The 23,708-nt window shown below is 72.8% G+C and carries 23 protein-coding genes; 7 read left to right on the top strand and 16 right to left on the bottom strand.

The features are described from left to right. Positions 1 to 78 precede the first annotated feature (78 nt). Both KME79_RS03320 and KME79_RS03315 read right to left on the bottom strand, forming a co-directional pair. Positions 79 to 1,569, bottom strand: a complete 1,491-nt coding sequence (locus KME79_RS03320) for a carboxyl transferase domain-containing protein (RefSeq protein ID WP_219543254.1) — start codon at positions 1,567 to 1,569, stop codon at positions 79 to 81. Between the two features lie 34 nt (positions 1,570 to 1,603). Further along, on the bottom strand, positions 1,604 to 2,761 hold the full coding sequence (locus tag KME79_RS03315) for a CaiB/BaiF CoA transferase family protein (RefSeq protein WP_148030470.1): 1,158 nt from the start codon (positions 2,759 to 2,761) through the stop codon (positions 1,604 to 1,606). 77 nt (positions 2,762 to 2,838) lie between these two features. On the opposite strand from KME79_RS03315, the gene KME79_RS03310 reads away from it, so the two are divergent. Beyond that, complete coding sequence (locus KME79_RS03310) at positions 2,839 to 3,408, top strand: uridine kinase family protein (RefSeq protein WP_219543253.1); 570 nt, start codon at positions 2,839 to 2,841, stop codon at positions 3,406 to 3,408. An 84-nt stretch (positions 3,409 to 3,492) separates the two neighbouring features. Here KME79_RS03310 and KME79_RS03305 read toward each other — a convergent pair whose 3' ends face one another. From KME79_RS03305 to KME79_RS03290, 4 genes are all read right to left on the bottom strand, one after another. Continuing rightward, on the bottom strand, positions 3,493 to 4,647 hold the full coding sequence (locus KME79_RS03305; protein WP_219543252.1) for a DegT/DnrJ/EryC1/StrS family aminotransferase: 1,155 nt from the start codon (positions 4,645 to 4,647) through the stop codon (positions 3,493 to 3,495). 116 nt (positions 4,648 to 4,763) lie between these two features. Next, entirely contained in the window at positions 4,764 to 5,483 is a 720-nt protein-coding gene (locus tag KME79_RS03300; RefSeq protein ID WP_219543251.1) for an amidohydrolase family protein, read from the bottom strand. Further along, entirely contained in the window at positions 5,480 to 6,208 is a 729-nt protein-coding gene (locus KME79_RS03295; protein ID WP_219543250.1) for an amidohydrolase family protein, read from the bottom strand. The genes KME79_RS03300 and KME79_RS03295 overlap by 4 nt, the downstream gene beginning before the upstream one ends. 10 nt (positions 6,209 to 6,218) lie before the next feature. Then, complete coding sequence (locus KME79_RS03290; protein ID WP_246639162.1) at positions 6,219 to 8,189, bottom strand: outer membrane protein assembly factor BamB family protein; 1,971 nt, start codon at positions 8,187 to 8,189, stop codon at positions 6,219 to 6,221. An 83-nt stretch (positions 8,190 to 8,272) separates the two neighbouring features. Between KME79_RS03290 and KME79_RS03285 the strand changes: the two genes are divergently transcribed. From KME79_RS03285 to KME79_RS03270, 4 genes are read left to right on the top strand one after another with little or no spacing between them, the layout of a single operon-like run. Further along, positions 8,273 to 9,037: an amidohydrolase family protein gene (locus KME79_RS03285; RefSeq protein ID WP_246639161.1), complete on the top strand. Its 765-nt coding sequence runs from the start codon at positions 8,273 to 8,275 to the stop codon at positions 9,035 to 9,037. Continuing rightward, a complete protein-coding gene (locus KME79_RS03280; RefSeq protein ID WP_219543247.1) occupies positions 9,034 to 9,744 on the top strand; it encodes an amidohydrolase family protein in 711 nt (236 codons plus the stop codon). The genes KME79_RS03285 and KME79_RS03280 overlap by 4 nt, the downstream gene beginning before the upstream one ends. Before the next feature lie 55 nt (positions 9,745 to 9,799). After that, positions 9,800 to 11,761, top strand: coding sequence for an NHL repeat-containing protein (locus KME79_RS03275; protein WP_219543246.1), 1,962 nt, complete (start codon positions 9,800 to 9,802; stop codon positions 11,759 to 11,761). A 52-nt stretch (positions 11,762 to 11,813) separates the two neighbouring features. Beyond that, positions 11,814 to 12,824: a S66 family peptidase gene (locus tag KME79_RS03270; protein WP_219543245.1), complete on the top strand. Its 1,011-nt coding sequence runs from the start codon at positions 11,814 to 11,816 to the stop codon at positions 12,822 to 12,824. Here the strand turns inward: KME79_RS03270 and KME79_RS03265 are convergent. Both KME79_RS03265 and KME79_RS03260 read right to left on the bottom strand, forming a co-directional pair. After that, positions 12,805 to 13,365 carry an NUDIX domain-containing protein gene (locus KME79_RS03265; RefSeq protein ID WP_148030460.1) on the bottom strand — a complete coding sequence of 187 codons (561 nt, stop codon included), beginning with the start codon at positions 13,363 to 13,365 and terminating at the stop codon, positions 12,805 to 12,807. The two genes, KME79_RS03270 and KME79_RS03265, sit on opposite strands and share 20 nt — an antisense overlap. 9 nt (positions 13,366 to 13,374) lie before the next feature. After that, positions 13,375 to 14,259, bottom strand: a complete 885-nt coding sequence (locus tag KME79_RS03260; RefSeq protein ID WP_372452398.1) for a dihydrodipicolinate synthase family protein — start codon at positions 14,257 to 14,259, stop codon at positions 13,375 to 13,377. Here KME79_RS03260 and KME79_RS47360 point away from each other — a divergent pair. Further along, a complete protein-coding gene (locus KME79_RS47360; protein WP_364230404.1) occupies positions 14,237 to 14,311 on the top strand; it encodes a hypothetical protein in 75 nt (24 codons plus the stop codon). The genes KME79_RS03260 and KME79_RS47360 overlap by 23 nt on opposite strands. Positions 14,312 to 14,317: 6 nt before the next feature. On the opposite strand, the gene KME79_RS46825 is transcribed toward KME79_RS47360, so the two are convergent. The 4 genes from KME79_RS46825 to KME79_RS03240 all read right to left on the bottom strand — a co-directional run bounded on the left by KME79_RS46825 (position 14,318) and on the right by KME79_RS03240 (position 18,576). After that, complete coding sequence (locus KME79_RS46825) at positions 14,318 to 15,190, bottom strand: carbohydrate ABC transporter permease (RefSeq protein WP_308248765.1); 873 nt, start codon at positions 15,188 to 15,190, stop codon at positions 14,318 to 14,320. Continuing rightward, positions 15,187 to 16,053, bottom strand: a complete 867-nt coding sequence (locus KME79_RS03250; protein ID WP_148030458.1) for a carbohydrate ABC transporter permease — start codon at positions 16,051 to 16,053, stop codon at positions 15,187 to 15,189. The genes KME79_RS46825 and KME79_RS03250 overlap by 4 nt, the downstream gene beginning before the upstream one ends. A gap of 16 nt (positions 16,054 to 16,069) precedes the next feature. Next, positions 16,070 to 17,314, bottom strand: coding sequence for an ABC transporter substrate-binding protein (locus tag KME79_RS03245; protein WP_219543243.1), 1,245 nt, complete (start codon positions 17,312 to 17,314; stop codon positions 16,070 to 16,072). Positions 17,315 to 17,376: 62 nt separating this feature from the next. Continuing rightward, positions 17,377 to 18,576 carry a DegT/DnrJ/EryC1/StrS family aminotransferase gene (locus KME79_RS03240; RefSeq protein WP_148030456.1) on the bottom strand — a complete coding sequence of 400 codons (1,200 nt, stop codon included), beginning with the start codon at positions 18,574 to 18,576 and terminating at the stop codon, positions 17,377 to 17,379. 59 nt (positions 18,577 to 18,635) lie between these two features. On the opposite strand from KME79_RS03240, the gene KME79_RS03235 reads away from it, so the two are divergent. Next, positions 18,636 to 19,841, top strand: a complete 1,206-nt coding sequence (locus KME79_RS03235; RefSeq protein WP_308248764.1) for a hypothetical protein — start codon at positions 18,636 to 18,638, stop codon at positions 19,839 to 19,841. 37 nt (positions 19,842 to 19,878) lie between these two features. Here the strand turns inward: KME79_RS03235 and KME79_RS03230 are convergent, their stop codons facing one another. The 4 genes from KME79_RS03230 to KME79_RS03215 all read right to left on the bottom strand — a co-directional run bounded on the left by KME79_RS03230 (position 19,879) and on the right by KME79_RS03215 (position 23,674). Further along, on the bottom strand, positions 19,879 to 20,952 hold the full coding sequence (locus KME79_RS03230; RefSeq protein ID WP_246639160.1) for a dihydrodipicolinate synthase family protein: 1,074 nt from the start codon (positions 20,950 to 20,952) through the stop codon (positions 19,879 to 19,881). A 15-nt stretch (positions 20,953 to 20,967) separates the two neighbouring features. Next, positions 20,968 to 21,975: an NAD-dependent epimerase/dehydratase family protein gene (locus KME79_RS03225; protein ID WP_219543241.1), complete on the bottom strand. Its 1,008-nt coding sequence runs from the start codon at positions 21,973 to 21,975 to the stop codon at positions 20,968 to 20,970. 60 nt (positions 21,976 to 22,035) lie between these two features. Further along, positions 22,036 to 22,929 carry a Gfo/Idh/MocA family protein gene (locus KME79_RS46820; RefSeq protein ID WP_219543240.1) on the bottom strand — a complete coding sequence of 298 codons (894 nt, stop codon included), beginning with the start codon at positions 22,927 to 22,929 and terminating at the stop codon, positions 22,036 to 22,038. Positions 22,930 to 23,104: 175 nt separating this feature from the next. After that, a complete protein-coding gene (locus tag KME79_RS03215) occupies positions 23,105 to 23,674 on the bottom strand; it encodes a hypothetical protein (RefSeq protein ID WP_219543239.1) in 570 nt (189 codons plus the stop codon). Positions 23,675 to 23,708: the final 34 nt, after the last annotated feature.

Raw genomic sequence — 23,708 nt, 5'->3', positions numbered from 1 at the left:
TGCAACCGCGTCGAACGGCATACCCGGGGCTCACACTAATGACGCAGGAAACGGTCTTTCACTGGCAATGTCTGCCAACTAGCCGCCCAGGTTGCGGTAGCGCTCCAGCCGGACGGCCTTGCGGTCCGCCGGGCTCCGCCGCAGCAGCATGGCGATCTCGTACTCCAGAGCCCGCCCCACCCGCTCGCTGAAGGCGTGGTGCTCGTACGCGGCGTCCGGGCGTTCCGGGATCACCCGGTCCACGATGCCGTCGCGGCGCAGGTCGGTGGCGCGCACGCGCTGGGCCTGGGCGATCTCGGGGGCGAAGTCGACGCTGCGGTAGAGGATCGTCGAGGCGCCCTCGGGCGGCAGCGGCGACAGCCACGCGTGCTGGGCGCTCAGCACCCGGTCGGCCGGCAGCAGCGCCAGCGCCGCGCCGCCCGCGCCCTCGCCCAGCAGCAGGCAGACCGTCGGCGCGTCCAGCATGACCAGCTCGGCGAGACAGCGCGCGATCTCGCCGGACAGGCCGCCCTCCTCGGCCGCCTTCGACAGCGCCGCCCCAGCGGTGTCGATCACCGTCACCAGCGGCAGCCGCAGCTCCTCGGCCAGCCGCATGCCGCGCCTGGCCACCCGGAGCCCGCCGGGGCCGAGCGGGGAGCGGGCCCGCTGCCCCCGCCGGTCCTGCCCCAGCACCACGGCAGGGGCCGCGCCGAACCTCGCCAGCGCCAGCACCAGCCCCGGTTCGTTCTCGCCCGCGCCGCTGCCGCTGAGCGGGGTCACCTCGGTGGCGGCCAGCTTCAGCAGCTCGCGCACGCCCGGCCGGTCGTCGCGGCGCGACCGGGTGATCGCCTCCCACGCCTCGACCGGCCGCAGGTCCTCTTCCGGCTCCTCGCCGGCCGGGACCCGCTCGCCGCCGGCCGTCAGCACGCCGAGCGCCCTGATCGCCACCTCGCGCACGTCCTCGGCCGGCACCACCGCGTCGATCAGGCCGTTCTCGTACAGGTTCTCCGCCACCTGCACGCCCGACGGGAACGAGTAGCCGTACAGCGACTCGAACACGCGCGGCCCGAGGAACCCGATGAGCGCGCCCGGCTCCGCCGCCGTGACGTGGCCGAGCGAGCCCCACGAGGCGAACACCCCGCCGGTCGTCGGATGCCGCAGGTAGACCACGAACGGCAGGCAGGCCGCCCGGTGCTCCTGCACGGCCACCGTGATCTTGATCATCTGCGCGAAGGCCAGCGCGCCCTCCTGCATCCGGGTGCCGCCCGACGCCGGGGCGGCCAGCAGCGGCAGGCGCTCCCTGGTGGCCCGCTCGACCGCCGTGACCAGCCGCTCGGCCGCCGCCACCCCGATCGACCCGGCCATGAACGAGAACTCGCACGCCACCACCGCCACCCGGCGGCCGCCCAGCAGCCCCTCCCCCGTCACCACGGCCTCGTCGTAGCCGGACTTGACCCGCGCCGCGGCCAGCTCCTCGGCGTAGGAGGAGCCCGGCTCGGCCGGCTCGGCGGGCGGCGCGTCCCATGACCGCCACGACCCTCTGTCGAGGACCGTCTCGATCATCGTGCGCGCGTCCGGACGGCTCACCATCGCTCCTTCGTGTCGGCCCTCGGGCGGAACCTGATCATCGCTCACGCTCTTGGAGCCAGTTCAGCACGGCCTCCTCGTCCTGGCCGAGCATCGGCGGCGCGGTGTGGCGCATCCCCGTCAGCCCGTCGAAGCGCAGCGGCGGCCCCGGCAGCTCGATCCTGCCCAGCACCGGGTGGTCCACCTCGACCAGCAGGCCCTGGGAGCGGGTCTGGTCCCACGCGTAGACCTCGTCGATCGAGCGGATGGCCCCCGCCGGCACCCCGGCCTCGCCCAGCCTGGCCAGCCAGTGGGCGCGGTCGTGGGCGCCCAGGGCCTTCTCCATGTCGGCGATCAGCTCATCCCGGTGCGCGAATCTGTCCCTATTGCTGGCATATTTCGCCATATCAGGATCGATGTCGAGTAGCTCGGCCACCTTTCTCCACTGGCCGTCGTTCGCCGCCGCGATCTGCAGCATCCCGTCGGCACACCGGAAGGCGCCGTAGGGGGCGATCGAGGCGTGGTGGTTGCCGTTGGCCCCCGGCACCTTCCCGCCGACGGTCCAGGCCGTGCCGTGGTAGGAGTGCACGCCGGTGACCGCCGCCAGCAGCGACGTGCGCACCACTCTCCCCTCGCCCGTACGCTCCCGCTCGTACAGCGCGGCCACCACCCCGTACGCGCCGTGGATGCCCGCCAGCAGGTCGGCGATCGAGGCGCCGACGCGGTAGGGCTCGTCAGGCGACGGGCCGGTCAGCGACATCAGCCCGGCCTCGCCCTGGGCGATCTGGTCGTAGCCGGGGCGGCCGCCCTCCGGCCCGTCGTGGCCGAACCCGGTGATCGACAGGATCACCAGGCGCGGGTTCAGCTCGTGCAGCCGGTCGGCCGTGAAGCCCAGGCGGTCGAGCACGCCGGTGCGGAAGTTCTCCACCAGCACGTCGCACTGCCGGACCAGGCGCTCGACCAGGTCCTTGCCCTCCGGGGTCTTCAGGTCGACGGCGATGGACTGCTTGTTGCGGTTCGCCGCCAGGAAGTATGTCGATATTTCGTGATCCGGACCTACGAAGGGCGGGCCCCAGCCGCGCGACTCGTCCCCGCCCTCCGGATGCTCCACCTTGATCACCCGCGCGCCCAGATCACCCAGCATCTGCGCGGCATGAGGGCCCGCCAGAGCCCGCGACAGATCGAGCACCACGATGTCACCGAGGGGTCCGGGCAACGTCAACCTCCTGCGTGCGGGTCGGAGCGGGAGCACATTGTCTCAGCCCCACCACCCCAGTCATCTACCCTGGGCCCGTGGAATCCCTGGCCCGCCGCATCCGGGCGCTCCCCCCGTCATGCGGCACGGTTCGGCTGGTCGCCGTCGACGGCCCCGCGGGGTCCGGCAAGACCACGTACGCCAACGCGCTCGCGGCCACGCTCGGCTGCCAGGCCGTGCACGCCGACGACTTCCCCGTACCCTGGCACGAAGGCCCCGCCACCTGGTTCGCCGCCCTCTTCGACCAGGTTCTCGAACCGCTCCGGCAGGGACGGCCCGGCGGTTTCCGACGCTATGACTGGGTTCGCGGCGCCTACGCCGAGCCGGTGGCGGTTCCCGTCGCGCCGGTGCTGATCATCGAAGGCGTGGGCACGGCCAGGAAGTCCGCGGCCGATCTGCTCGCCTACGGCATCTGGCTGGAGGCGCCCGACGACGTCCGGCTCCGGCGGGTGCTGGAGCGCGACGGGCCGGGGCTGGAAGAGCGGTGGCGGGAGTGGTTCGAGGCCGAACGCGCCTGGTTCGCCGCCGACGGCACGCGCGCCCGCGCCGACCTGATCGTCGCCACGGCGCCTTCCGGCGGCGGCCCCATGGGTGACGCGCCGCGTTGACGGCGGTCCTATAGGTGACGCATCGCGTTGATGCCGGCCGACGCCTTTACAAAGTAGATTCGCGCCCGGGACGCGGCGCGGCGATCAGGACTTCAGCACCTTGGCCAGGGCCTCCGCGACGTCGGCGGCGCGGGCCGGGTCGTCCATGAGCATCGCCTGACGCACCCACACCACGCTCCCGGCCGCCTCGTCGGCGGCGGGGCACGGCCCGGTCCTGGCGCCCTCCGCGGCGAGCGCGGCCATGGTGCCGAGCGGCGGGTATCCCGCGTCCAGCGGCACCCCTTCGGCGGCCATGGCGGCCAGCAGGAAATCACGCTCGACGGGCACGCCGATCCGCAGCATGACCAGGTGCCGCGAGTCCCGCGTCGTGCCCGGCGGCGGCCCCAGCATCGTCACCGGCAGGCCGGCCAGCTCGCGTTCGAGCGCGGCGCAGAAGGCGGCGCGGCGGGCGAGCTCGTCGTCCAGCCGGTCCAGCCACGGCAGCAGGAGCGCGGCCTGGATCTCCGTGAGGCGCAGGTTCCAGCCGACCGAGGGGTGGCCGTACCACTGGCCGCCGGGGCGGCGGCCGACGTTGCACACCGACCAGATCGCCTCGTACGCGGACTCGTCCCGGCAGACGACGAGCCCGCCCTCCCCCGCCGTCATCGCCTTGCTGGACTGGAAGCTGAACACGCCCGCGTCGCCCAGCCCGCCCACCGGCCGGTCCTTGTAGGCGGCGCCGTGGGCCTGGGCGGCGTCCTCCACCACCGCGAGTCCGTGACGGGCGGCGAGGCCGGTGATCGGGTCCATGTCGGCGGGGCTGCCGGCCAGGTGGACGGGCATGACGGCGGCCGTCCTGGGGGTGAGCGCGTCTCGTACGGCATCCGGTGACACGTGGAGGTGGGCCGGGTCCACGTCCGCGATCACCGGGACCGCGCCCGCGAGCAGCACGGCCGTGGCCGAGGCGACGAAGGTGTAGGCGGGCACGATGACCTCGTCGCCGCGACCCACGCCCAGGCCCTTGAGCGCGGCGAACAGGCCCAGCGTGGCGTTGCCCGCGGCGACCCCGTACGGGACGCGGGCGGCGCGGGCGAACGCGGCGACCAGGTCCGTGACCACGGAGCCGCCCTGGGTGGCGCCCCACCGCCCGCTCTCCAGCACGTCCATGACGAGCTCGCGCTGACGGGGGTCGAGCGGCGGCGGCCACGCGGGCCAGGGGTCGGTGCGGACCGGCGAGCCGCCGTGGATCGCGAGCGTCACGGGAGATCCCTTCTTCGGCGCGGGTTTCGGTACGGGCGGGGGTTCCGGCGTGGGCGAGCGCGGGGCGGCCGGCGTCTCCCGCCGGTCCTCCGCGCGTCTCGGGGTGCGGCGGGAGGTCAGGGGAGGCGCGGGCCCAGGATGCGGGCCAGGTTGCCGCCCTGGATGAGGGCGCGGTCGGCGGGGGCGAGGGGAGCCAGGGCGACGCGGCCGTAGCCGATCCTGAGGTCGAGGAAGCAGGCGTCCGAGCCGAAGACCACCCGTTCCGCCCCCGCCAGCGAGGCCAGGCGGGCGATCCAGCGGCCGGTCGACTTGGAGCCGCACACCTCCAGGAACACGTTCGGGTGGCCGGCCACGAGGCGGGCGGCGCGGGCGAACCCGGACGGCCACAGGCCGGTGTGGCCCATGAGGATCGGCACGTCCGGATGCCGGGCGGCGACAGTGGCGAACTGTTCAGGGTCGCTCCACGGAGAGTCCGTCTGCCCGTGGGAGAGCACCGGCAGGCCGAGCTCCCAGACCGGGTCGTACCGAGGGTCGTCGAGGCGGCACTGGTGGACGTCCGGGTGCAGCTTGACGCCCCACACGCCGTCGAGCGACAGCGGGGTGCGGTGGTGCGGGTTGTAGACCTGCCAGACGCCGAACCGGCCGGGGTGGCGTTCGGCGATCTCGAGGGCCAGCCGGTTGCCGCGCCCGGCGTCGGGGCCGACGGCGAGCAGGTGGCTGATGCCCATGGCGGTGACGCCGATCCGGTCCATGGCGGCGACCAGGCCGCCGGCGGTGGGGTCGGGGATGAGGAAGTCGGGCCAGGTGCCGACGTGGCCGTGCGCGTCGAGGATCATGGGCGGCCTCCGAGCAGCCTTTCCAGGGAGCCCGCCGCGATCAGGTCGGTCTCGCGCGGGGTCAGGCCGAGGTGGTCGAGGAGGAAGCGCGGGCCGCAGTCGTCGGCCACGGGGGCGCCGGTGCCGAACACCAGCCGCTCCGCGCCGAACCGCTCGGCCAGCCACTCCACGCCGCCCTGGGTGTTCACCGTGCCGGTCTCCACCCGGACGCCCGGCGCCTCGGCCATCAGCTCGGCCAGCGCGCGCAGGCGGCGGTAGCCGGGGTTGAGCACGAGGATCCGCAGGCCGGGCAGCCGCTCGGCGAGGGTGCGGAGCTGCGCCGTCGAGGTTTCGTCGAGGTCGACGGCGACGGCCGGGCCGGGCGCCGCCCCCGCGCCCAGGGCGGCGAGCCAGCGGAGCGCGACCGGGCCGGTCAGGTCGAACCGGTGGCGCTCCGGGCAGAGCCGCACCATGCGCACCCCCCACGCCCGCACGGCGTCCGGCGTGGCGGGCGCGCACGCCCCCGGCACGCCGGGCACCACGACGGGCACCGGGACGAGCCGGGGGTCGCCGAGCGCGAAGAGGGCGTCGTTGCCCGCCTCCGCGTCGGAGTAGAGGCTGAGGGTGTGCGTCACCAGCGCCCTGGCGATGCCCAGACGGTCCAGGTCGGGCCGCGGGTCCACCGGCAGGTCGTCGAACGGCACGGGGCCGGCCAGCCGGTGGGCGTCCACGATCAATTTCGGCACAGACCGAAATCTAAGACCCGGGAGTGGGAACCGTCAAGGCGGGGCAGCGCGGGTCCAGCCGGATCCGCGCCAGGTCGCGGCCCGCTATCGCCCAGGCGTGCCAGGAGCCGGGCTCGAAGTGGAGCTGCGGGTTGGTGTGCCACTCGTCGCCGAGACCGGTGGCGAGCAGCGTGGCGCCGCGCTCCGCGTCGAGCTCGTAGGCGTTGCCTCCCTCCCGGAACACCGAGGCGAAGACCCGCCCGCGGTGCACGGTCAGCTCGCCGTACCCGGACAGTTTGCCCTGCTGGACGATCTGCCGGGTGGCCGGGTCCAGGGCGATCCAGGCGCCCGAGTCCCGCTTGTACGACGCGTACAGGAGCCCGTCGTGCACCAGGACGTCCTGGAAGGTGCGGTGGCCCGGCACCGGGTCGGCCTGCCACAGGACGGTGCGGGTGCGCAGGTCGAAGGCGGCGATGGACGCGGTCGGCGTGCTCGTGCCGAACACGTCGCCGGCCAGGTAGACCACGCCCTCGTCCGCGTCGAGTGACAGGCTCATGAGGTTCTGGCCGGGGATGACGTCCTGGTAGACGTCCGCCTCGCCGGTGCGGGGGTCCACGACGGACAGCGCGCCGGGGATGGACGCCGACAGCGACGAGGTGGCGACCAGGAGCTTGCCGGTGCGCGGGTCGTACTCGATGTCCCAGGGCCGCTTCTGCTCGTGGCCCAGGTAGCCGAGGCTGCGCACCTCGTCGGTGCGGATGTCGACGGAGACGATCTCGCCGGTGGGGTACATGGCGGCGTAGATCTTGTTCCCGTGCCTGACCATGGCCTTGGGCTCGCCGGGGACGCGGATCCTGCGCTGCTCGCCGGTGCGGAGCGCGCGGACGTCCATGGCGAAGTGGCCGCCGACGTACAGGGCCCGGTTGGGGACGAGCACCATGCTCTGCGGCCGTTCGGCGCCGGCCGGCATCCCCGCGTCGATCAGGTCGGTGAACTCGGCGGCGCCGGTGCGGGCGTCCAGCGACCACAGTCCGCCGCTGCCCGCGAACGACAGCAGGGTGTCCTCGCCGGTCACGTGGAGCAGGCGGGTCTCGTCCCCGTAGGACGGCGGGTCCACCACGCGGGTCAGCGCGGTGTCGCCGGTCCGGTAGCGGTAGACGGTGCCGTCGGGGCGCGAGGCGGCGTAGACGGTGCCGTCGGCGGTCACGGTCAGGGCGTCGAGCAGGCCGGACTCGACGGTGACGCGCCGCAGGTCCGTGCCGTCCTTGCGGACGTCGATGAGCTCGCCGCCGGCGGCCGCGAGCACCCGGTCGCCGTTGAGCGTGACCACCCCGAACGCCGCGCCCGCGTCGGCGAGCCGCCGGATCTCGCCGCTCGCGCGGTCGATCCGCATGAGGAGCCGCTTCTCCAGCAGGCCGGCGTACACGTGGGTGTCGTCGGCCGCCACCGCGCGGACGTAGTGCTCGCCCGGGGCCAGCACGCCGAACCTGCGGACCGCGCCGCTGCCCGGGACGTACTCCCAGACACGGCCGTCGGAGGAGGTGCCGGCGTAGAGCGTGCCGTCGGGGGCCGCGGCCAGGCTCCACACGAAGCCGCCGGCGGCGCCGAAGGAGTGCAGGTGCGCCACCTCGCCGGTGGCGATGTCGAAGCTGTAGAGGTCGGGCACCGGGTACGTGCCGACGTAGACCTTGCCGCCGGACACGGCGACCGCCCAGCCGCCCTCGGGCTCGCCCGTGGCCGGTCCGTCGGGCAGCGTGACGCTTCTGATCACCTTGCGCGTGGCCAGGTCGAGCTCGGCCAGCACCGGCGGCTTGGGGCCGCGGCTGACGAGATAGGCGCGGCCCTCGTGGACGGCGGCGCCGACGACGGCGGCCGTCACCGAGGCGGGCCCGTACGTGGTCACCGCCGGGTCGCCGCAGCGCGACGGCGCGGCGGAGGCGGGCGCCGGGAAGACGAGCGCGGGTAACAGGACCGCCGCCACGGCGAGCAGGGATCGGATCATGCCCATACCTCGTTCATTCGTGCTTGATTTTGGGCCAGACCGTAACTTTATGAACGGGATACGTCAATGGCATGATGGCCCGCATGTCGATGGAGGAGGGGGCCGCCATGGCTTTCGACGCGTGGAGTCTGATAGGCGACCTGGAGGTGGCGCTGGACGTGGACGTGCTGGTCGGGGCCTATCCCGACCGTGACGGGCCGCCCGGCGGCGCGGAGTCGGTGGGCGGCCTGCTGGCGGAGCACCGCACCGCGGCCGGGGCGGTGGCGAGCCTGCGGGCGGCCCTGTTCGACATGCGATCGGGCAACGACGAGGTGCTGGCCCTGGGCGGCGACCCGCGCTGGCTGCCCGTCGGCACGGTGGACCTGCGCGACCCGATCGGCGCGGGCCGCGAGCTCGACCGGCTGGCGGGCGCGGGGGTGCGGGCGGTGCGGTTGTTCCCGGACGAGCAGGGCGTGGAGGCGTCGTTCCCGTCGGTCCGGCATGTCGCCCGGCGGGCCGCGGAACTCGGGCTGGTGGTGCTGACCGGCGGGGACGTGCGCCGCTTCTGGCAGCCGTTCGCGGGTCTCGGCGCCCGGGTCGTCTTCCTCGACACGCACTTCTACCATCTGGGCGACTTCCTGGTGGCGGCGCTGGACGAACCGGGGTTCCACACCTCGACCCGGCTGCTCAACTCCCCCGACGCGCTGGAGACGGTGGCCGCCGAGGTCGGCGCGGAGCGGCTGCTGCACGGCACCCGCGCGCCGCACTACGAGCCGATCGTGCCGCTGCTCCGGCTGGCGACGAGCGGGCTGGGACCTGACGAGGTGGCCGCCGTGGCCGGGGGCAACGCGAGGAGGCTGCTTTCATGATCATCGACGTGCACGCGCACTGGGGGCCGTGGTTCTTCACCATGGACGTGGCCGGGGCGAGCCTGGCCACCATGGACCGCTACGGCATCGGCAAGGCGATCGTGTCGGCCACCGAGGCGGTGATCTACGACGCCCCGGCGGGCAACCGGGCGCTGGCCAGGATGCTCGACGGGCAGGACCGGCTGTACGGGTACGTCACGGTCAACCCGCGGCGGCTCGGCGAGGCGGCCGGGGACCTGCGGGAGCTGACCGGCCCGTGGGTCGGGGTCAAGATCCACACGGACTACACGGGCTCCCCGGTGACCTCGCCGCGGATGCGGGCCGCCCTGGAGCTGGCCGCCGAGGCGGGCCTTCCGGCGCTGGTGCACACCTGGGGCGCCTCGGTGCTGGACCTGGCCCAGGTGTGCCTGGACATCCCGGAGCTGCGGGTGATCGCGGGCCACATGGGCGCCGACGGTCACCGCCACGCGATCGAGGCCGCCAACGCCTGCGACCGCCTCTACCTGGAGCCCTGCTGGTCGCACGCGCCGGCGGGCCGGATCGCCGAGGTGGTGGCGGCCGTGCCCGACCGGCAGCTGCTGTTCGGCACCGACTCGACGCTGATCGACCCGTCGTCGGCGTTCGGCGCGGTCGCCGCGGCCGGGCTGACCGGCGTGACGGCGGAGCGGGTCGCCTGGCGCAACGCCGCCGAGCTGTTCAAGATATAGACATTACGGCCCAGTCCGTTATAGCGTGCGGCGAAACTTCACCTGGGAGCCGCACATGATCCCCCGCCGTCGATTCCTGCAGGCGGCCGCCGCGTCCACGGTGGCCGCCGCCCTGCCCGCCGCCCTGCCCGCCGCGCTGCCCGCCGCACCCGCGCACGCCACGCCGGTCCCCGAGGGGACCCTCACCGACCTGGGTCCCGCCAGCGTCGCCAGCCCGCTCGGCAACGCCGAGTTCGTCGGCGGCGTGCTCTACGCGGGCTCGCGCGGGCTGTCGCCCAACGTGGTCGGCGCGTACGATCTCGCCGAGGATTCGGTCACCGCCCATTTCGACATCCCGACGGGCATCGGGGTGTGGGCGATGTGCAAGACGGGCACCGACGTCTACGTCGGCACCCACTCCAAGTCCGACCTCTACAAGCTCGACACGGTGGCGGGCACGCTGACCAAGGTCGCCTCGGTGCCCGACCACTTCATCTGGAGCCTGGCCGCCTCCCCCGACGGCAAGGTCTACCTGGGCACCTCCGAACCGGGCAAGGTCAAGGAGTACGACCCGGCCACGGGCGTCGTGCGCGACCTGGGTGAGGCCGCGCCCGGCGAGGCGTACGTGCGCGCCGTCCAGGCCGACGACCGCTACGTCTACGCCGGCGTCGGCGCCAACGCCCACCTCATCGCCATCGACCGGGCCACCGGCGAGCGGCGCGACCTGCTGCCGCCCGAGCTGGCCGACCGCGACTGGGTGTCGAGCATGAGCGTCTCCGACACGCACATCGCCGGCGGCATGAACTCCCTGGCCGAGCTGCTGATCCTCAGCAAATCCGACCCTTCCGACCACAAGGTCGTCAAGGCCACGGCCCCGGGCGAGAAGTACATCGTCTCGGTGCTCATCCACGACGGCTACGCGTACTTCGCGGGCCGCCCCACCGGCACCTTCTACCGCTGCCGCCTGGACTCCGGCGAACTGGAGGTGCTCGGCGTGCCGTACTTCGAGGCCGCCACCCACCGCATCCTCGCCCACGAGGGCCGGATCTACGGTGTGCAGGACAACGCGGTGTTCGTCTACGACCCCGAGACCGGCGCCATCGACTACCGCAACCTGGTGCAGCGCGGGTTCAGGGCCGCGCCCGAGGAGCCGATGTCCGTGCACAGCGACGGCCGGCGCGTCTACGTGGGCGGCAAGAGCGGTGCCGACATCCACGACCTGGCGACGGGCGAGGTCACCAGGCTCGCCATCCCCGGCGAGCCGAAGACCATGCTCACGCTCGGCCACACCACCTACCTCGGCGTCTACACCCAGGCCGCGCTCTACGCGCACCGCTCGGGCCAGGCCGAGGCGGAGTTGCTCGCCCGGGCCGGCAACCAGCAGGACCGCCCGCGCGACCTGGCCTACGACGCCAGGACGGGCCTGATCGTGATGCCCTCCCAGCCGGAGCCCGGCCACATGAACGGCGCGCTGACCCTCTACTCCCGCCGCACCGGCGAGTACACCGTCCAGCGGCCCGTCGTCGAACGCCAGACCGTCTACTCGGTCGCCACCAGGCACGGCACCGCCTACCTCGGCACCCTGATCCAGGAGGGCCTCGGGCTGCCTCCGGTCACCACCACCGCCCGTCTGGCCGCCTACGACCTCGTCCGGCGCAAGCTGCTGTGGGAGCTCGAACCCCTGCCCGGCGCCCGCTCGATCATCTCGCTCTCGCTCGGCGTCCTGAATCTGTACGGCATCTCCAGCACGGGCGAGGTGTTCGAGTTCGACCTGCTGCGCAAGAAGGTCACCAGGACGCTCAAGGTCGGCAACCGCGGCAGCGACCTGCACGTCGTCGGCCGGGTGGCCTACTGCACGGACGGCGACAAGGTGTACAAGATCGACCTGGTCACGTTCACCGTCAGGCCGATCGCGGAGGGCCTGGCCGGGCAGTGGTTCGGCGGTGAGCCGAAGCTGGCGCTGGATCCCTCGCGCAAGGCGTTGTTCGGGGTGAAGGGCCGCGACCTGGTCCGCATCGCCATCACCGGCCGCCGATGAGGCGGCGTGAACCCTGTGGTTTCGGATGATCCACGGGTGATAGGACGAGGGGATGCGATATCCATCCCCTCTGCGCCCCGGTGACCGGATCGGCGTCACCTCCCCGTCCAGCGGCGTGGACAAGACCCTGCACGACCGGCTCCGGGTCGCGATCCGCACCGTCGAGGCGCGCGGCTACGAGGTCGTGACCGGGTCGTGCATGGACGGCGCCGGCCACGTCAGCGCGCCCGCGGCCGAGCGGGCGCGCGAGCTGACGGACATGCTCACCGACCCCGCGATCAAGGCCGTGGTGCCGCCGTGGGGCGGGGAGACCGCGATCGACCTGCTGCCGCTGCTCGACTGGGAGGCGCTGCGCGCGGCGGAGCCGACCTGGGTGGTGGGCTACTCCGACCTGTCGACGATCATCACCCCGCTGACCCTGCTGACCGGCGTGGCGACGATCCACGGCAACAACCTCATGGACACGCCGTACCGGGTGCCGGACGGGCTGCTCGGCTGGCTCGACATCGTGGCGCTGCCGTCCGGCGCCATGTTCACCCAGACGCCGCCGGGCCGCTACCGGGCGCAGGGTTTCGACGAGTGGCAGATCTCTCCCGAGGCGGACGAGTTCACCCTCGACACGCCCGGCGGCTGGACCCGGCTGGACGGCGACGGCCCGGTGACGGCCGAGGGCCGGCTGATCGGCGGCTGTGTCGAGACGCTGTGCGACGTCGCCGGGACGCGGTACGCCGACACCTCTTCCTTGTCCGCCGACGGGCTCATCGTGTACGTCGAGGCGGACCAGCACGACGCCGGCACCATCTGCCGCCACCTGCACGGGATGCGCCTGGCCGGGTTCTTCGACGGCGCCACCGCGATCCTCGCCGGGCGCACCCGCGCCCCCGGCCTGCTCACGCTGACCCAGCACGAGGCGGTGCTCGACGCCCTCGGCGGGCTCGGCGTGCCGATCATCGCCGACGTCGAGTGCGGCCACGTCCCGCCGTACCTGCCGCTGGTCAACGGCGCCCGCGCGCGCGTCACGTACGCCGGGGGGCGGGGCGAGATCACCCAGACGCTGGCGTGACGCGCTCGTGCAGGGTCAGCAGGGTGTAGGCCGCGACCGACCCCGAGTCGCCCACCTCGCCGGCGCGGAGCATGTCCTCGAACTCGGCCCGGCTCACCCACCGCCGGCGCATGTCCTGCTCGGTGTGCTCGCGCTCGGCGGCCCCCGCCTCCAGGCCGGTGGCGAGGTAGACGTGCAGCCGCTGGGTGGCCAGGCCGTGGGCGTTGTCGAGCGCGCCCAGCGGGGTCCAGGTCCGCGCGCGCAGGCCGGTCTCCTCCGCGAGCTCCGTCCGCGCGACGTCCTCGGGGGTGGGCTCGGCGGCCGAGCCCTGCGGGAAGCTCCACGACCGGCGGCGCACCGGGTAGCGGTACTCCTCCACCAGGTGGAAGCCGTCCCGCTCCATCGGGATGACCAGGGCGAAGTCTGGCTTGTCGACGTAGCCGTAGGTGCCGCGTGATCCGTCGGGACGTTCGATCTCGTCCTCCCGGACCTTCATCCACGCGTTGGCGTAGACCACCTTGGTCGAGAGCTGCCTGATCGTTCCGGCTTCCGCATCGCGCATGATCCGATGCTAGCTGTCTGGTTTGTCCGCTGGTGGTGTGACGGATCGGAGTACGGTCTCGCGCTCTCCGACCGGCAGGGCGGGGCCGTACGGGTCATGGGCGTGATCGGGCGGGATGCGGCCTTCGGCGGCGGCGAGCCAGAGCATGCGCTGGACGTAGCACTCCATGGGGTCGGTGAACGTGGCCGCGGCCAGGCGGTCCAGGCGGGACGACGCCTCGTGGAAGGCGGGCAGGTCCGGACCCCGGAAGGCGCGCATCACGGCGGCGGTCAGCCCGACCTGGGCGGCGGCGATACCGACCAGAGCCGCTTCGGCACCCCACAGCAGGGACGGGGCGAACATGCGGTCCTCGCCGGTGATCGCGAGCCGGCCCGCGTCCCTGGTGAGGGCGATGGCGCGCTGGCAGCCCATCGCGTCCGAGAGCAGGGCCGTCTTGAGGCCCGCCACACCGGGATGGGTGAGAAGGCCGCGCATCACCTCGGGCGGGCAGGGCCGGGTGTAGAGGTCGAAGGCGATCATGGGGAGCCGGGCCGCCCGCCAGACGGCGTCATGGTGCGCGAGCCGGTCACCGGGCGACGGGAACACCAGCACCCCGGTGGCCCCCAGCTCCGCCGCGAGCCTCGTCTGCTCCGCTGCGCCGTCAGGCTCGCCGTCCTCCGGGATGGCGCCCTGTCCGGGTGTGCCGCCCACGCCGACCAGGACCGGGACGCCGAGGGCGACCGCGCGCCCGATCACGGCGGCGCGCGTGTCCGGCGTCAGGAAGGGGCCGCGGCCCGTGTGGGCGAGGACCGCCAGGGCGCCGGCGCCGTCCGCGACGAGGGAGGCCAGGTAGCGGGTCACGACGTCCGGGTCCACCTCGCCCGCGGCGGTCATGGGCGTGGCCGCGGCGGCGATCAGCGTGCCACGGAGGCGATCCCGGAGCTCACGTGCAGCAATATCCACATAAATGAGCTTATTTGAACCCGGTCATCGCGATGCTGTTCACCAGATACCGCTGCAGCAGGAAGAACACCAGCAGGCACGGGATCACCGAGATCGTCGCCGACGCCATGAGCATCGACAGCTGCATCTCCTCGGTGCGCAGCGTGGTCAGTCCCACGGTCAGCGTCCTGGTGGCGTCGCTCTGGCCGACGACCAGCGGCCAGAGGAAGTCGTTCCAGTGCCACAGGAACACGAACACGCCCAGCGTGGCCATGATCGGCCGGGTCAGCGGCACCACGATCGTCAGATAGACCCGCAGCTCCGACGCCCCGTCCACCTTGGCCGCGTCGAACAGCTCGTCCGGCAGCCCCATGATGAACTGCCGCATCAGGAAGACCGCCTGCGAGTTGGCCAGCGTCGGCACGATCAGGCCCCAGAACGTGTCCACCCCGTCCAAGCTGTTGACCAGCACGAACGTGGGGATGAGCGTGGCCTGGAACGGCACCATCATGGTCGCCAGGAACGTCCAGAACATCGTGTCGCGGCCAGGGAAGCGCTTCTTGGCGAACGCGTAGCCGGCCATCGACGCGGTGAGCAGGATGACCACCACGGACACGACGGAGTAGACGAGCGAGTTGACCGTCCACTCCACGAACCCGGACGCCGACAGCACCCTGGTCAGGTTGTCCAGCGTGAGCGTCTCGGGCCACCGCGCGGGCAGCGTCGGCTGGCCTGCCGGCGACAGCGCCACGATCAGCATGGCCAGGAACGGCGCGACGGTCAGCACCGACAGCACGGCCAGCAGGACGGCGAGCGGCCACCTGGCCCGTCGGCGCGGCGCCCGTCCGGCGGCGCGGTCGCGGGCGAGCGGCCTGGATGCGGTGCTGGATGAGGTGAGCGTCACGTGTTCCCCCGGTCCAGGAAGCGGCGCTGGATCAGCGACACGGCCAGGACGATCGCGAACAGCACCACTCCCCAGGTCGCGGCGTAGCCGAAGTCGAAGGAGCGGAAGCCGTGGTCGTAGATGCCGTAGATGAGCGTGTACGTGGCCCGCGCCGGGCCGCCGCCGGTCATCACGTAGATGGTGTCGAACACCTGGAAGGCGCTGATGGTCTCGATCACCAGGACGAAGAAGAGCGTCGGTTTGAGCAGCGGCAGCGTGATCCGGCGGAACTTCTGCCAGGCGCCGGCCCCGTCGACCGTGGCGGCCTCCAGGTAGCTGGCCGGGATCGACTTGAGACCGGCCAGCAGGATGAGCATCGAGTAGCCGAACCCCTTCCACACCGACACCACGGCCAGCGCGGGCAGCACCAGCGACGCCTGCTCCAGGAACGCCACCGGGCCGAGCCCCAGCTTGCCGATCAGGCCGTTGATCAGCCCGTCGAACTCGTAGATCCAGCGCCAGACGATGCCCGCCAGCACGAAGCTGGTCACGTACGGCAGGAAGAGCATGCCGCGGAACAGGCCGCGCATGAACACCACCTGGTTGAGCAGCAGCGCGGTGCCGAGCGCCACCAGGACGGTGAGCGGCACGTAGATCGCCGCGTACACCAGCGAGACCCGCAGGCTGAGCCAGAAGTTGACGTCGCCGAGCAGCCTGGCGTAGTTGTCCGCGCCGACGAAGCTCCACTCGCCGCCGATGTTCCAGTTCGTCAGGCTCATGCCCGCCGCCCCCAGTGAGGGGAAGATCCGGAAGATCAGGAAGAGCACGAACACGGGCAGCACGAACAGCAGCCCGGTGACCGGGTCACGCAAGCGATGACGCACGGCGTTCCTTTCTCGTTCAGCCGCCGTTGGCCAGCAGCGCGTTGGCCTCCTCGGCCGCCGCGTCGAGGGCCTGCTTGGCGTCCTCCTGGCCGAGCAGGGCCGCCTGGATGTGCGGCGCGATGAGGCCCATGACCTGACGGGCCTGGGGGTGGGTGTCGCCGGGGAAGGCGTACTCCAGGGACTTGGCGAACTCCTTCGCCGACTCCGACTGGTCCGGCACGGTGACGTCGGTGCGGGCCGGGAAGAAGCCGGACTCCTTGGCCAGCTCGCCCGTGACCTCGGGCGAGGCCAGGTAGCCGGCCAGCTTCCTGGCGGCGTCCTTGTGCTCGGAGTGCTTGGCCAGCACGACCCCGCCGGGGATGCCGAACGCGACCCGCTTGGCACCTTCGAGAGGCAGGCCGATGCCGACGTTCTCCTCGCCGATGACGGCGCCGAGCTGGACGGCCTGCCCGGCGGTGGCCGCGTGGTACATGGCGGTCTTGCCCGCCGCGAGCGCGCCGCCCTCGATGTCGTTGCCCTTGCTGGCGGTGTTCTCCGGGAGCCCGCCCGCGGCCTTGAGGTCGAGCAGGAGCTGCAGGCTCGCCACGCCCTCCGGGCCGTTGAACGCCACGCTCTTGCCGTCGGGGGCGAACACGGTGCCGCCGTTGGCCCACAGGAAGGGGTAGAAGCTCTGGTTCAGGCTGACCTCGGGCTTGCCCGGGTAGTCCAGCACGGCGACCTTGTTCGCGGCGAGCTTGGGGGCGGCCGCCTTGAGCTCGTCCAGCGTCTCGGGGATCTTCTCGACGCCCGCCTCGGCGAACAGCTTCTTGTTGTAGATGGGCGCGGTGATCGTCTGGTAGATCGGCACGCCGTAGAGCTTGCCGTCGACGGTCAGCGCGGTGAGCGAGCTGGGCAGGTAGGCGTCCTTCGCCTCGGCCACCACGTCGTCGACCGGCTCGATCGTGCCCTGCTGGGCGTACTGCGGGATCTGGTCGGGGCCGAGGACGACCAGGTCGAAGCCCTTCTTCGAGACCAGGGCGGTGGTGACCTTCTCCTGACGGCCCTCCCACGGCTGCTGGTCGACGGTGACGTCGACGTCCGGGTTCTTCGCTTCGAAGTCCTTCTCGACCTTCTGCCAGAACGCCTGGCTCTTGGCCTGGTCGCCGATGACCGGATACATCCACAGGGTCACCGTGCTCTTGTCCGAACCGCTGGACGATCCGCACCCGGCGGCGGCGATGCTCAGCGCGATCGCGACGCCCAGGGTCGCTGTCTTTCTCATCGGCGGCAACCTTTCCTTAATACCGGTCCTGACCGAAACCTAGTAACGCGATCCGTCTCGGGTCAATCCCCGATATCCGACCGTGACGAGGACGGCGCCAGAAATCTGGTCATCTCCCGCGCGATGAGGTGGACGTGATCGGGTGTGTAGTTCTCGTTCCAGTCGATGACCATCAAGGTCTCCGCGACCATCCGCTCGGCCTCCGGGCAGGGCCGGGGGGCGTACCCCTGCAAAGGGTAGCGAGAGGCCCCGTAGATCGGCCCTTGCCATACGGGGGCGTGGTTCAGCGGCTCGTCCAGATATCCGGCCCGCGCCGGTATCCCGGCCGCCCGCAGCTTCCCGGCCAGCTCCGCCGCGCCGCCGCCGGGGAGCACGACGGGGAAGAGCCACCAGGCGTGGCCCTCCGGGCGCGGCAACCGTACGCCTGGAAGCCCCTGCAAGGCCTCAAGGAGCTGTACGGCCGTGCGGCGGCGGGCGGCGACCACCCCGGGCAGCTTGGCGAGCTGGGCCCGCGCGACGGCGGCCTGAAGCTCGGTCATGCGGTAGTTCAGCCCGAAGGCGGCGTGCGAACGGCCCGCCGAGCGGTCCCAGCCCTTGTCGGAGAACAGCCGCATCCGGCGGGCCAGCTCGTCGTCGCCGGTCAGCGTGAGGCCGCCGTCGCCGCAGGTGATGTGCTTCCACTGCTGCAGGCTCAGGCAGGCGACGTCGCCGACCGTCCCGGCGAGCCGCACGTCCCTGCCGCCTCCGCCCGCCGGGTCGGGCAGTTCGGTGAGCCAGGCCTGGGCGCAGTCCTCGATCAGGGCCAGGCCGTGCGCGTCCGCCAGGGCGCGCAGCTCGTCCACCCGCGCCGGCGCGCCGAACAGGTGCACCGCCATGATGGCCCGCGTGCGCGGCCCGATGAGCGCCGCGACGGCGGCCGGGTCGAGATTGCCGTCGGACGGATCGACGTCGGCGAAGACAGGGACGGCGTTCTGCGCCAAGATGGGGGCCACAGTGCCGAAGTCCGTGATCGGTGTCGTGATGATCTCGTCGCCGGGGTCCGGCGCGGCGGCCACGACGGCGAGATGGAGGGCTGCGGTGCCCGAGCTGCACGCGATCGCGTGGCGCACGCCGTGCAGCTCGGCGATCTCGCGTTCGAGCGCCCGCGCCTCGGTTCCCCAGACGGAGTTGAGCATGCCCGAGCGGATCACCCGCTCCAGGGCGGCCACCTCCTCGTCGCCGAGCGTGCGGCCTTCCGGCTCGGCCATGGACGGGAACTTCACAGAGCACCTCACAGGATACGATTGCGGCCTTGACCGTAATAAGCGAGAGGGGGACATGGGTGGCGATCGTCATCGGCGTCGTCGGCCCGCATGACCTGGTAGACCAGGTCGCGGCCACCTGCGAGGAGCAGCCGGGCGTCAGCGCCCTGCGGCTGGACTACGACCACGAGTCGCAGGCGCCCGCGATCGTGGAGGCGCACACCGCGGCCGTCGAGGGATGGCTGTTCACCGGCATCGTGCCGTACATGCTCTCCCGCGACGCCGAGGCGCTGACCCGCCCCGCCGCGTTCGTCGACTACACGGGCGCGACGCTGCTCAGCGCCCTGGTACGACTCCAGCACCAGGGCGTGGACGTGACCCGGCTGTCCATCGACACGCTGCCGGCCGCCGACGTCGTCGCCACGTTCGCCGAGGCGGGGCTGCCCACGGGCGAGCTGCGCACGCTCCCCTACCGGCCGGAGATGACATCGGAGAAGGCCGTCGCCTTCCACCGGCGCGGCCCCGCCCACCCGGTGATCACCTGTCTCAGCAGCGTCCACGAGGCTCTCCGCGACGACATGCGCGTGCTGCGGCTGGCCCCGTCGACGCACTCGGTGCGGGTGGCGCTGCGCCAGCTCCTGCTGACCGCGCAGGGCCAGGCCCAGGAGGACGCGCAGATCGCGCTCGGCCTCGTCGAGGTGGCGAACGACGAGGGCCTGCTGCGCGAGGCCACCGCGCTGGGCGGCACCGTGGCCGCCTTCCGGGGCGGCACCCACCTGCTGGTGACCACCCGGGGCCCGCTGCACGACGCCACCGGCGGCTTCACCGGTCTGCCGCTGCTGGCCCGCCTGGCCGTCCAGAACAGCGTGGTGCGCGTCGGCTTCGGCCTGGGCCGCAGCGCCGCCGAGGCGGAGAGCCTGGCCCGCCGCGCGCTCGCCCGCGCCCGCCGCATCGGCGACGTCGCGGCGGTCCTGTCGCTGCGCGCCGACACCGACATCGTGCTGGAGTCGGTTCCCACCGGGCCGGCCGGCGAGCAGAACCTCTCCGTCATCGCCCGCCGCGTCGGCCTGTCGGTGCCCACCCTGGAGAAGCTCCTGGAGGCGCGCAGGGCCGCCGGCGACGAGCCGCTGACGACCCGGGAGATCGCCGACCGGCTCGCCGTCCAGCAGCGCACCGCCCGCCGCATGCTCCACCGCCTGGAGCTCGCCGGCCTCGCCGAACGCACCGGGAATCTGACCAGCGGGTCCAGCGGGCGGCCGCTCACGCTGTACCGGCTGACACTGTGACACCCCGCGGCCTCCTCCCGCTCATGGACGGAGGCCGTCAGGACAGCCAGCGGGCCAGGCCCTCGGCCACGAAGTCGTCGTCCCTGAGCCAGGGGTAGGCCGCCCAGACCCGGTCGATCTCCGCGAGCTGCCCCGGCGACAGCTCCTCCGCCGGGTCGAGGCACCAGCGCCCCTCCAGCAGACCCTGGCGGCGCAGCACCTCGTGGATCCCGGGGATGCACCCGTGGAAGCCGTTGACGCTGTCGAAGATGGCCGCGTTGGCGTCGGTGAGGTGCCCGTCGAGCGTGAGCAGCCGCCGGACGGCCGCGTCGTCGCCCGCCCTGGCCCTCTTGGCCTCCTCCAGCAGCTCGACCGCCCGCCGCACCCAGACCGCCCACTGGCCGAGCAGGCCGCCGACGAACTCGACCTCCACCTCCCGCCCGTCCACGACCACCCGGTGCGGGGTGATGAGGTCGGCCAGGATGTGGTCGTCGTTCCCGGTGTAGAGCGCGACCTCCTCGGCCCGCCCCGCGCGCACGACGCCGTGCAGCACGTCGAGCGTGCGGTAACGGTCGAACGGCGCGACCTTGATGCCGGCCACCGACTCGACCGCCGCCAGCCTGGTCCAGAAGTCCCGTGACAGCGGCCGCCCGCCGACCGCGGGCTGCAGGTAGAAGCCGATCACCGGCAGCACCTCGCCGACCGCCCGCGCCCGCTCCACCAGCGCGTCCTCGCCGAGCTCCGCGTACGGGCTCAGCAGCACCATGTGGTAGCCGAGCGACCGGGCCAGCTCGGCCTCGGCCACGGCCTGGGCGGTCGGCCCGGTGGCGCCCGCGATCAGCAGCACCTCGCGCTCCGACTCGCGGGCGGTGTCCGCGGCCAGCTCCAGCACCGGCGGCAGCAGGTCCGTGCCGTGGATGGCGAACTGCGTGGTGTGCACGCCCACCGCGAGACCGCCGGCGCCCGCCTCCACGTAGTAGCGGGTCAGGGCGCGCTGGCGGCGCTCGTCGAACGTCCGGTCCGCGGTCAGCGCCAGCGGGTGCGCCGGGATGACCAGGCCGCGCCTGAACAGGTCGCGCGCGGACGTCTTGGCCTCTGGAGCCGTGCTGAGCACGTGGGTCCCCCTCGTCATGTGATGTCGCCGGTCTCAGAAACGGCCGTCACGGCGTTCGAACTTGGTGGGCTTGCCCAGCAGCGGCCCGCCGCCGGCCACCCAGCCGGCGATGTGGTCGATCAGCTCCAGCGGCGTGATCCCGGGATACCCGAACAGCCGGTGGCACCGCGACGCGTCCGACAGCAGCGCCGTCGGCGCCTCCTCGCCGGTGAACACCGGCTCCACCCCGAGCCGCGCGCCCAGCTCCAGCGCGGCCCACCGTACCGAGATCCGCTCGGGGCCCGTCACGTTGAGCACGTACGGCGGGGTCGCGGCGAGCCGCAGGGAGCGGAGCGTCACCTCGTTCGCGTACCCCTGCCACACCACGTTGACCTGGCCGGTGGTCAGGTCGACGGGCTCGCGGGCCAGGACCTTCTGCGCCAGGTCGACCAGCACCCCGTAGCGGAGTTCGACCGCGTAGTTGAGCCGGATCAGCGCCATCGGGGTGCCGTGCGCCTCGGCGAAGTGCGCCAGCGTGCGCTCCCGGCCGAGGCAGCTCATCGCGTACTCGCCGACGGGCCCGGCGGGGTCGTCCTCGACGCTGCCCCCGCCGGCGACCGGGACGAGCGGGTAGACGTTCCCGGTGGACAGGGCGGCGATCCTGCTGCCGCGGAACCGGTCGGCGACCCGGCCGGGCAGGTAGGTGTTGGTGAACCAGGTGGCGTGCTCGCGTCCCTGGGTGCCGAACTTGGCGCCGACCAGGAACACCACGTTGGGCGCTTCGGGCAGCTCGCGCAGCGCCCGGTCGTCGGCCACGTCGGCGCTCACCACGGTGGCGCCCGCGCCGGCGAGCGCGTCGGCGAGTCCGGGCTCGGAGAAGCGGGAGACGGCGATGATCCGCCGGTCGCCCCCGGTGGCGTTCAGCGCCAGCCGCACCAGGCTGGGGCCGAGCTTGCCCCCGGCGCCGAGGATCATGATGTCGCCGTCCAGCGCGGCGAGGTCCGCCACGAGCCCGGCGCTCGGCCGCGCCAGCCGCTCCTCGAGTTCCGCTGTGGTCCGCACGCGGGGTCCCCCTTTGTCCTTATTTACGGTCCAGACCGTAACCGGGAGGGACTGCCGCTGTCAACGGACGGGCACGCTCTCGCGGGCCGAGACGAGGACGCCGAGGATGGCCCGGGTCTCCGCCCACGGCACCGGGCTGGGCCCGCCGCCCGCCATCTCCAGGAACGCCTCGATCGTCCTCGCGTAACCGAGGCCCAGCACCGGGTCGTCACCGGCCTCGATCACCACGTGCTCGTCCCCGCCGCGCCGGTGGACGGTGACGGCGTACGACTCCTCGTCGCTCACGCCGACGACCTCCACCACGCCCGTCACGCCGCTCCCCCACCGCAGCGCCATGACCCCGGTGTCCTCCGACCGGAGCGTCCCGTAGTGCCGGACGGCGCCCGCCGCGCCCGCCAGCCGCACGTCCGGGCCGAGCAGCGCCACCAGCAGCTCCACCCCGTGCACCCCCATGGTCACCAGCGTCCCGCCGCCCTCGGACGGGTTGTCCTGCCAGGCGTTGTAGCCGGTCGCCCAGAGCCCCACGTCATGCCGTACGGTCGCGCGCACCGACAGCACCCCGGCCGGATCCGCCGCCCACCCGGCGAAGGCCGGCGCGAACCGCAGCACGGACCCCGACATCACCCGGTCGTGGATCGGCAGCCGGTCCAGCCGGTCGAGCTGCTCCCTGGTGGCCGCCGCCGGCTTGTTCACGAAACACGCCGCCCCCGTCTCCAGCACCGCCGCCAGCGCCTCCGGCACCCGCGGGTTCGGCACGGTCAGCACCACCCCGTCCGGCCCGCCGTCCAGCGCCTCCCCCAGGCTTCCCGCCACCCGCGCCTCCGGGTGCTCCTCGGTGAACCTCCGCAGCCGTTCCCCGTCCGGCTCCCACACCACGAGCTCGGCATGCCTGGCCAGGGTCCTGGCGTCGGTGTACGGGTGGCTGGTGGCGAGCCCGGCGAGAGCGATGCGCACGATGTCCTCCGATGTCGCACTTCACGAAACGCGCCCATCATGGCAGCCACCGCATTCAGGTGACACTGGGTACGCAGACGGGTACGCTTACGACTGCCGCCCATCGCTGATGGGCCGGAAGTGAGCCCGGGTGGACTGCCGGACGACAGGAGCCCGGGCTTTGCGCTGTCCGGACTCAGCCGGCCGCCACGAAGACCATCTCCGCCCCCGTGCCGAGCCCCTCCCAGAGCTCGGCCTCCCCCGAGGCGGCCAGCGACGCCGCTCCCGCCACCACGTCGGGCAGCCACGTCAGAGGCTCCTCCACGGCCGGCACCCACAAGGCGCGCAACCTCGGGCTGATGGCATGACGGGTACGCAGGATGTCGATCAGCTTGCGGTCGGCCGCGTCCAGCCAGGGGCCGCGCGACTCGAAGAAGATCTCCGTCACCGGCCGCCGGCCGAGCTCCCAGAGCAGGTGTTCCATGCACTTGCGGCGGGCCCGCTCCTGCCGCCTGGCTTCGAGGCCCGTCCCCACGACGACGAGCGCGGACGGCCGCAGGCCGGCGACCGTCTCGATGATGAGAGTCCGCCGCTTGGCGTTCTCGTCGCGCCAGTGCAGCCGCCGCTGGCGACGCAGGAGCAGCCCGCGCAGCGCGGCTCGGTGGAAGTCCGCCTGCGCCGGCGGGACGAGCACCGCGGCCATCAGGTAGAGGCCGTGGGACAACCGCATCGACTCATCGACATAGGCGGAGAACGGGGGGTTCATGAGGGGTCATGTTATCCCCGGCGATCACGTACGG

This window comes from Nonomuraea harbinensis, assembly GCF_019396385.1.
In the GTDB taxonomy this organism is placed as follows: Bacteria; Actinomycetota; Actinomycetes; order Streptosporangiales; family Streptosporangiaceae; genus Nonomuraea; species Nonomuraea ferruginea.
This window is presented reverse-complemented; position numbering and strand designations above follow the sequence as displayed.

Coding starts and splice junctions, on each gene's coding strand:
- KME79_RS03320 (WP_219543254.1), bottom strand. CDS start 1,569: ATGGTGAGCCGTCCGGACGCGCGCACGATGATCGAGACGGTCCTCGAC.
- KME79_RS03300 (WP_219543251.1), bottom strand. CDS start 5,483: ATGATCCTCGACGCGCACGGCCACGTCGGCACCTGGCCCGACTTCCTC.
- KME79_RS03290 (WP_246639162.1), bottom strand. CDS start 8,189: ATGATCCGATCCCTGCTCGCCGTGGCGGCGGTCCTGTTACCCGCGCTC.
- KME79_RS03285 (WP_246639161.1), top strand. CDS start 8,273: ATGTCGATGGAGGAGGGGGCCGCCATGGCTTTCGACGCGTGGAGTCTG.
- KME79_RS03280 (WP_219543247.1), top strand. CDS start 9,034: ATGATCATCGACGTGCACGCGCACTGGGGGCCGTGGTTCTTCACCATG.
- KME79_RS03275 (WP_219543246.1), top strand. CDS start 9,800: ATGATCCCCCGCCGTCGATTCCTGCAGGCGGCCGCCGCGTCCACGGTG.
- KME79_RS03270 (WP_219543245.1), top strand. CDS start 11,814: ATGCGATATCCATCCCCTCTGCGCCCCGGTGACCGGATCGGCGTCACC.
- KME79_RS03265 (WP_148030460.1), bottom strand. CDS start 13,365: ATGCGCGATGCGGAAGCCGGAACGATCAGGCAGCTCTCGACCAAGGTG.
- KME79_RS03245 (WP_219543243.1), bottom strand. CDS start 17,314: ATGAGAAAGACAGCGACCCTGGGCGTCGCGATCGCGCTGAGCATCGCC.
- KME79_RS03230 (WP_246639160.1), bottom strand. CDS start 20,952: ATGACGAGGGGGACCCACGTGCTCAGCACGGCTCCAGAGGCCAAGACG.
- KME79_RS03215 (WP_219543239.1), bottom strand. CDS start 23,674: ATGAACCCCCCGTTCTCCGCCTATGTCGATGAGTCGATGCGGTTGTCC.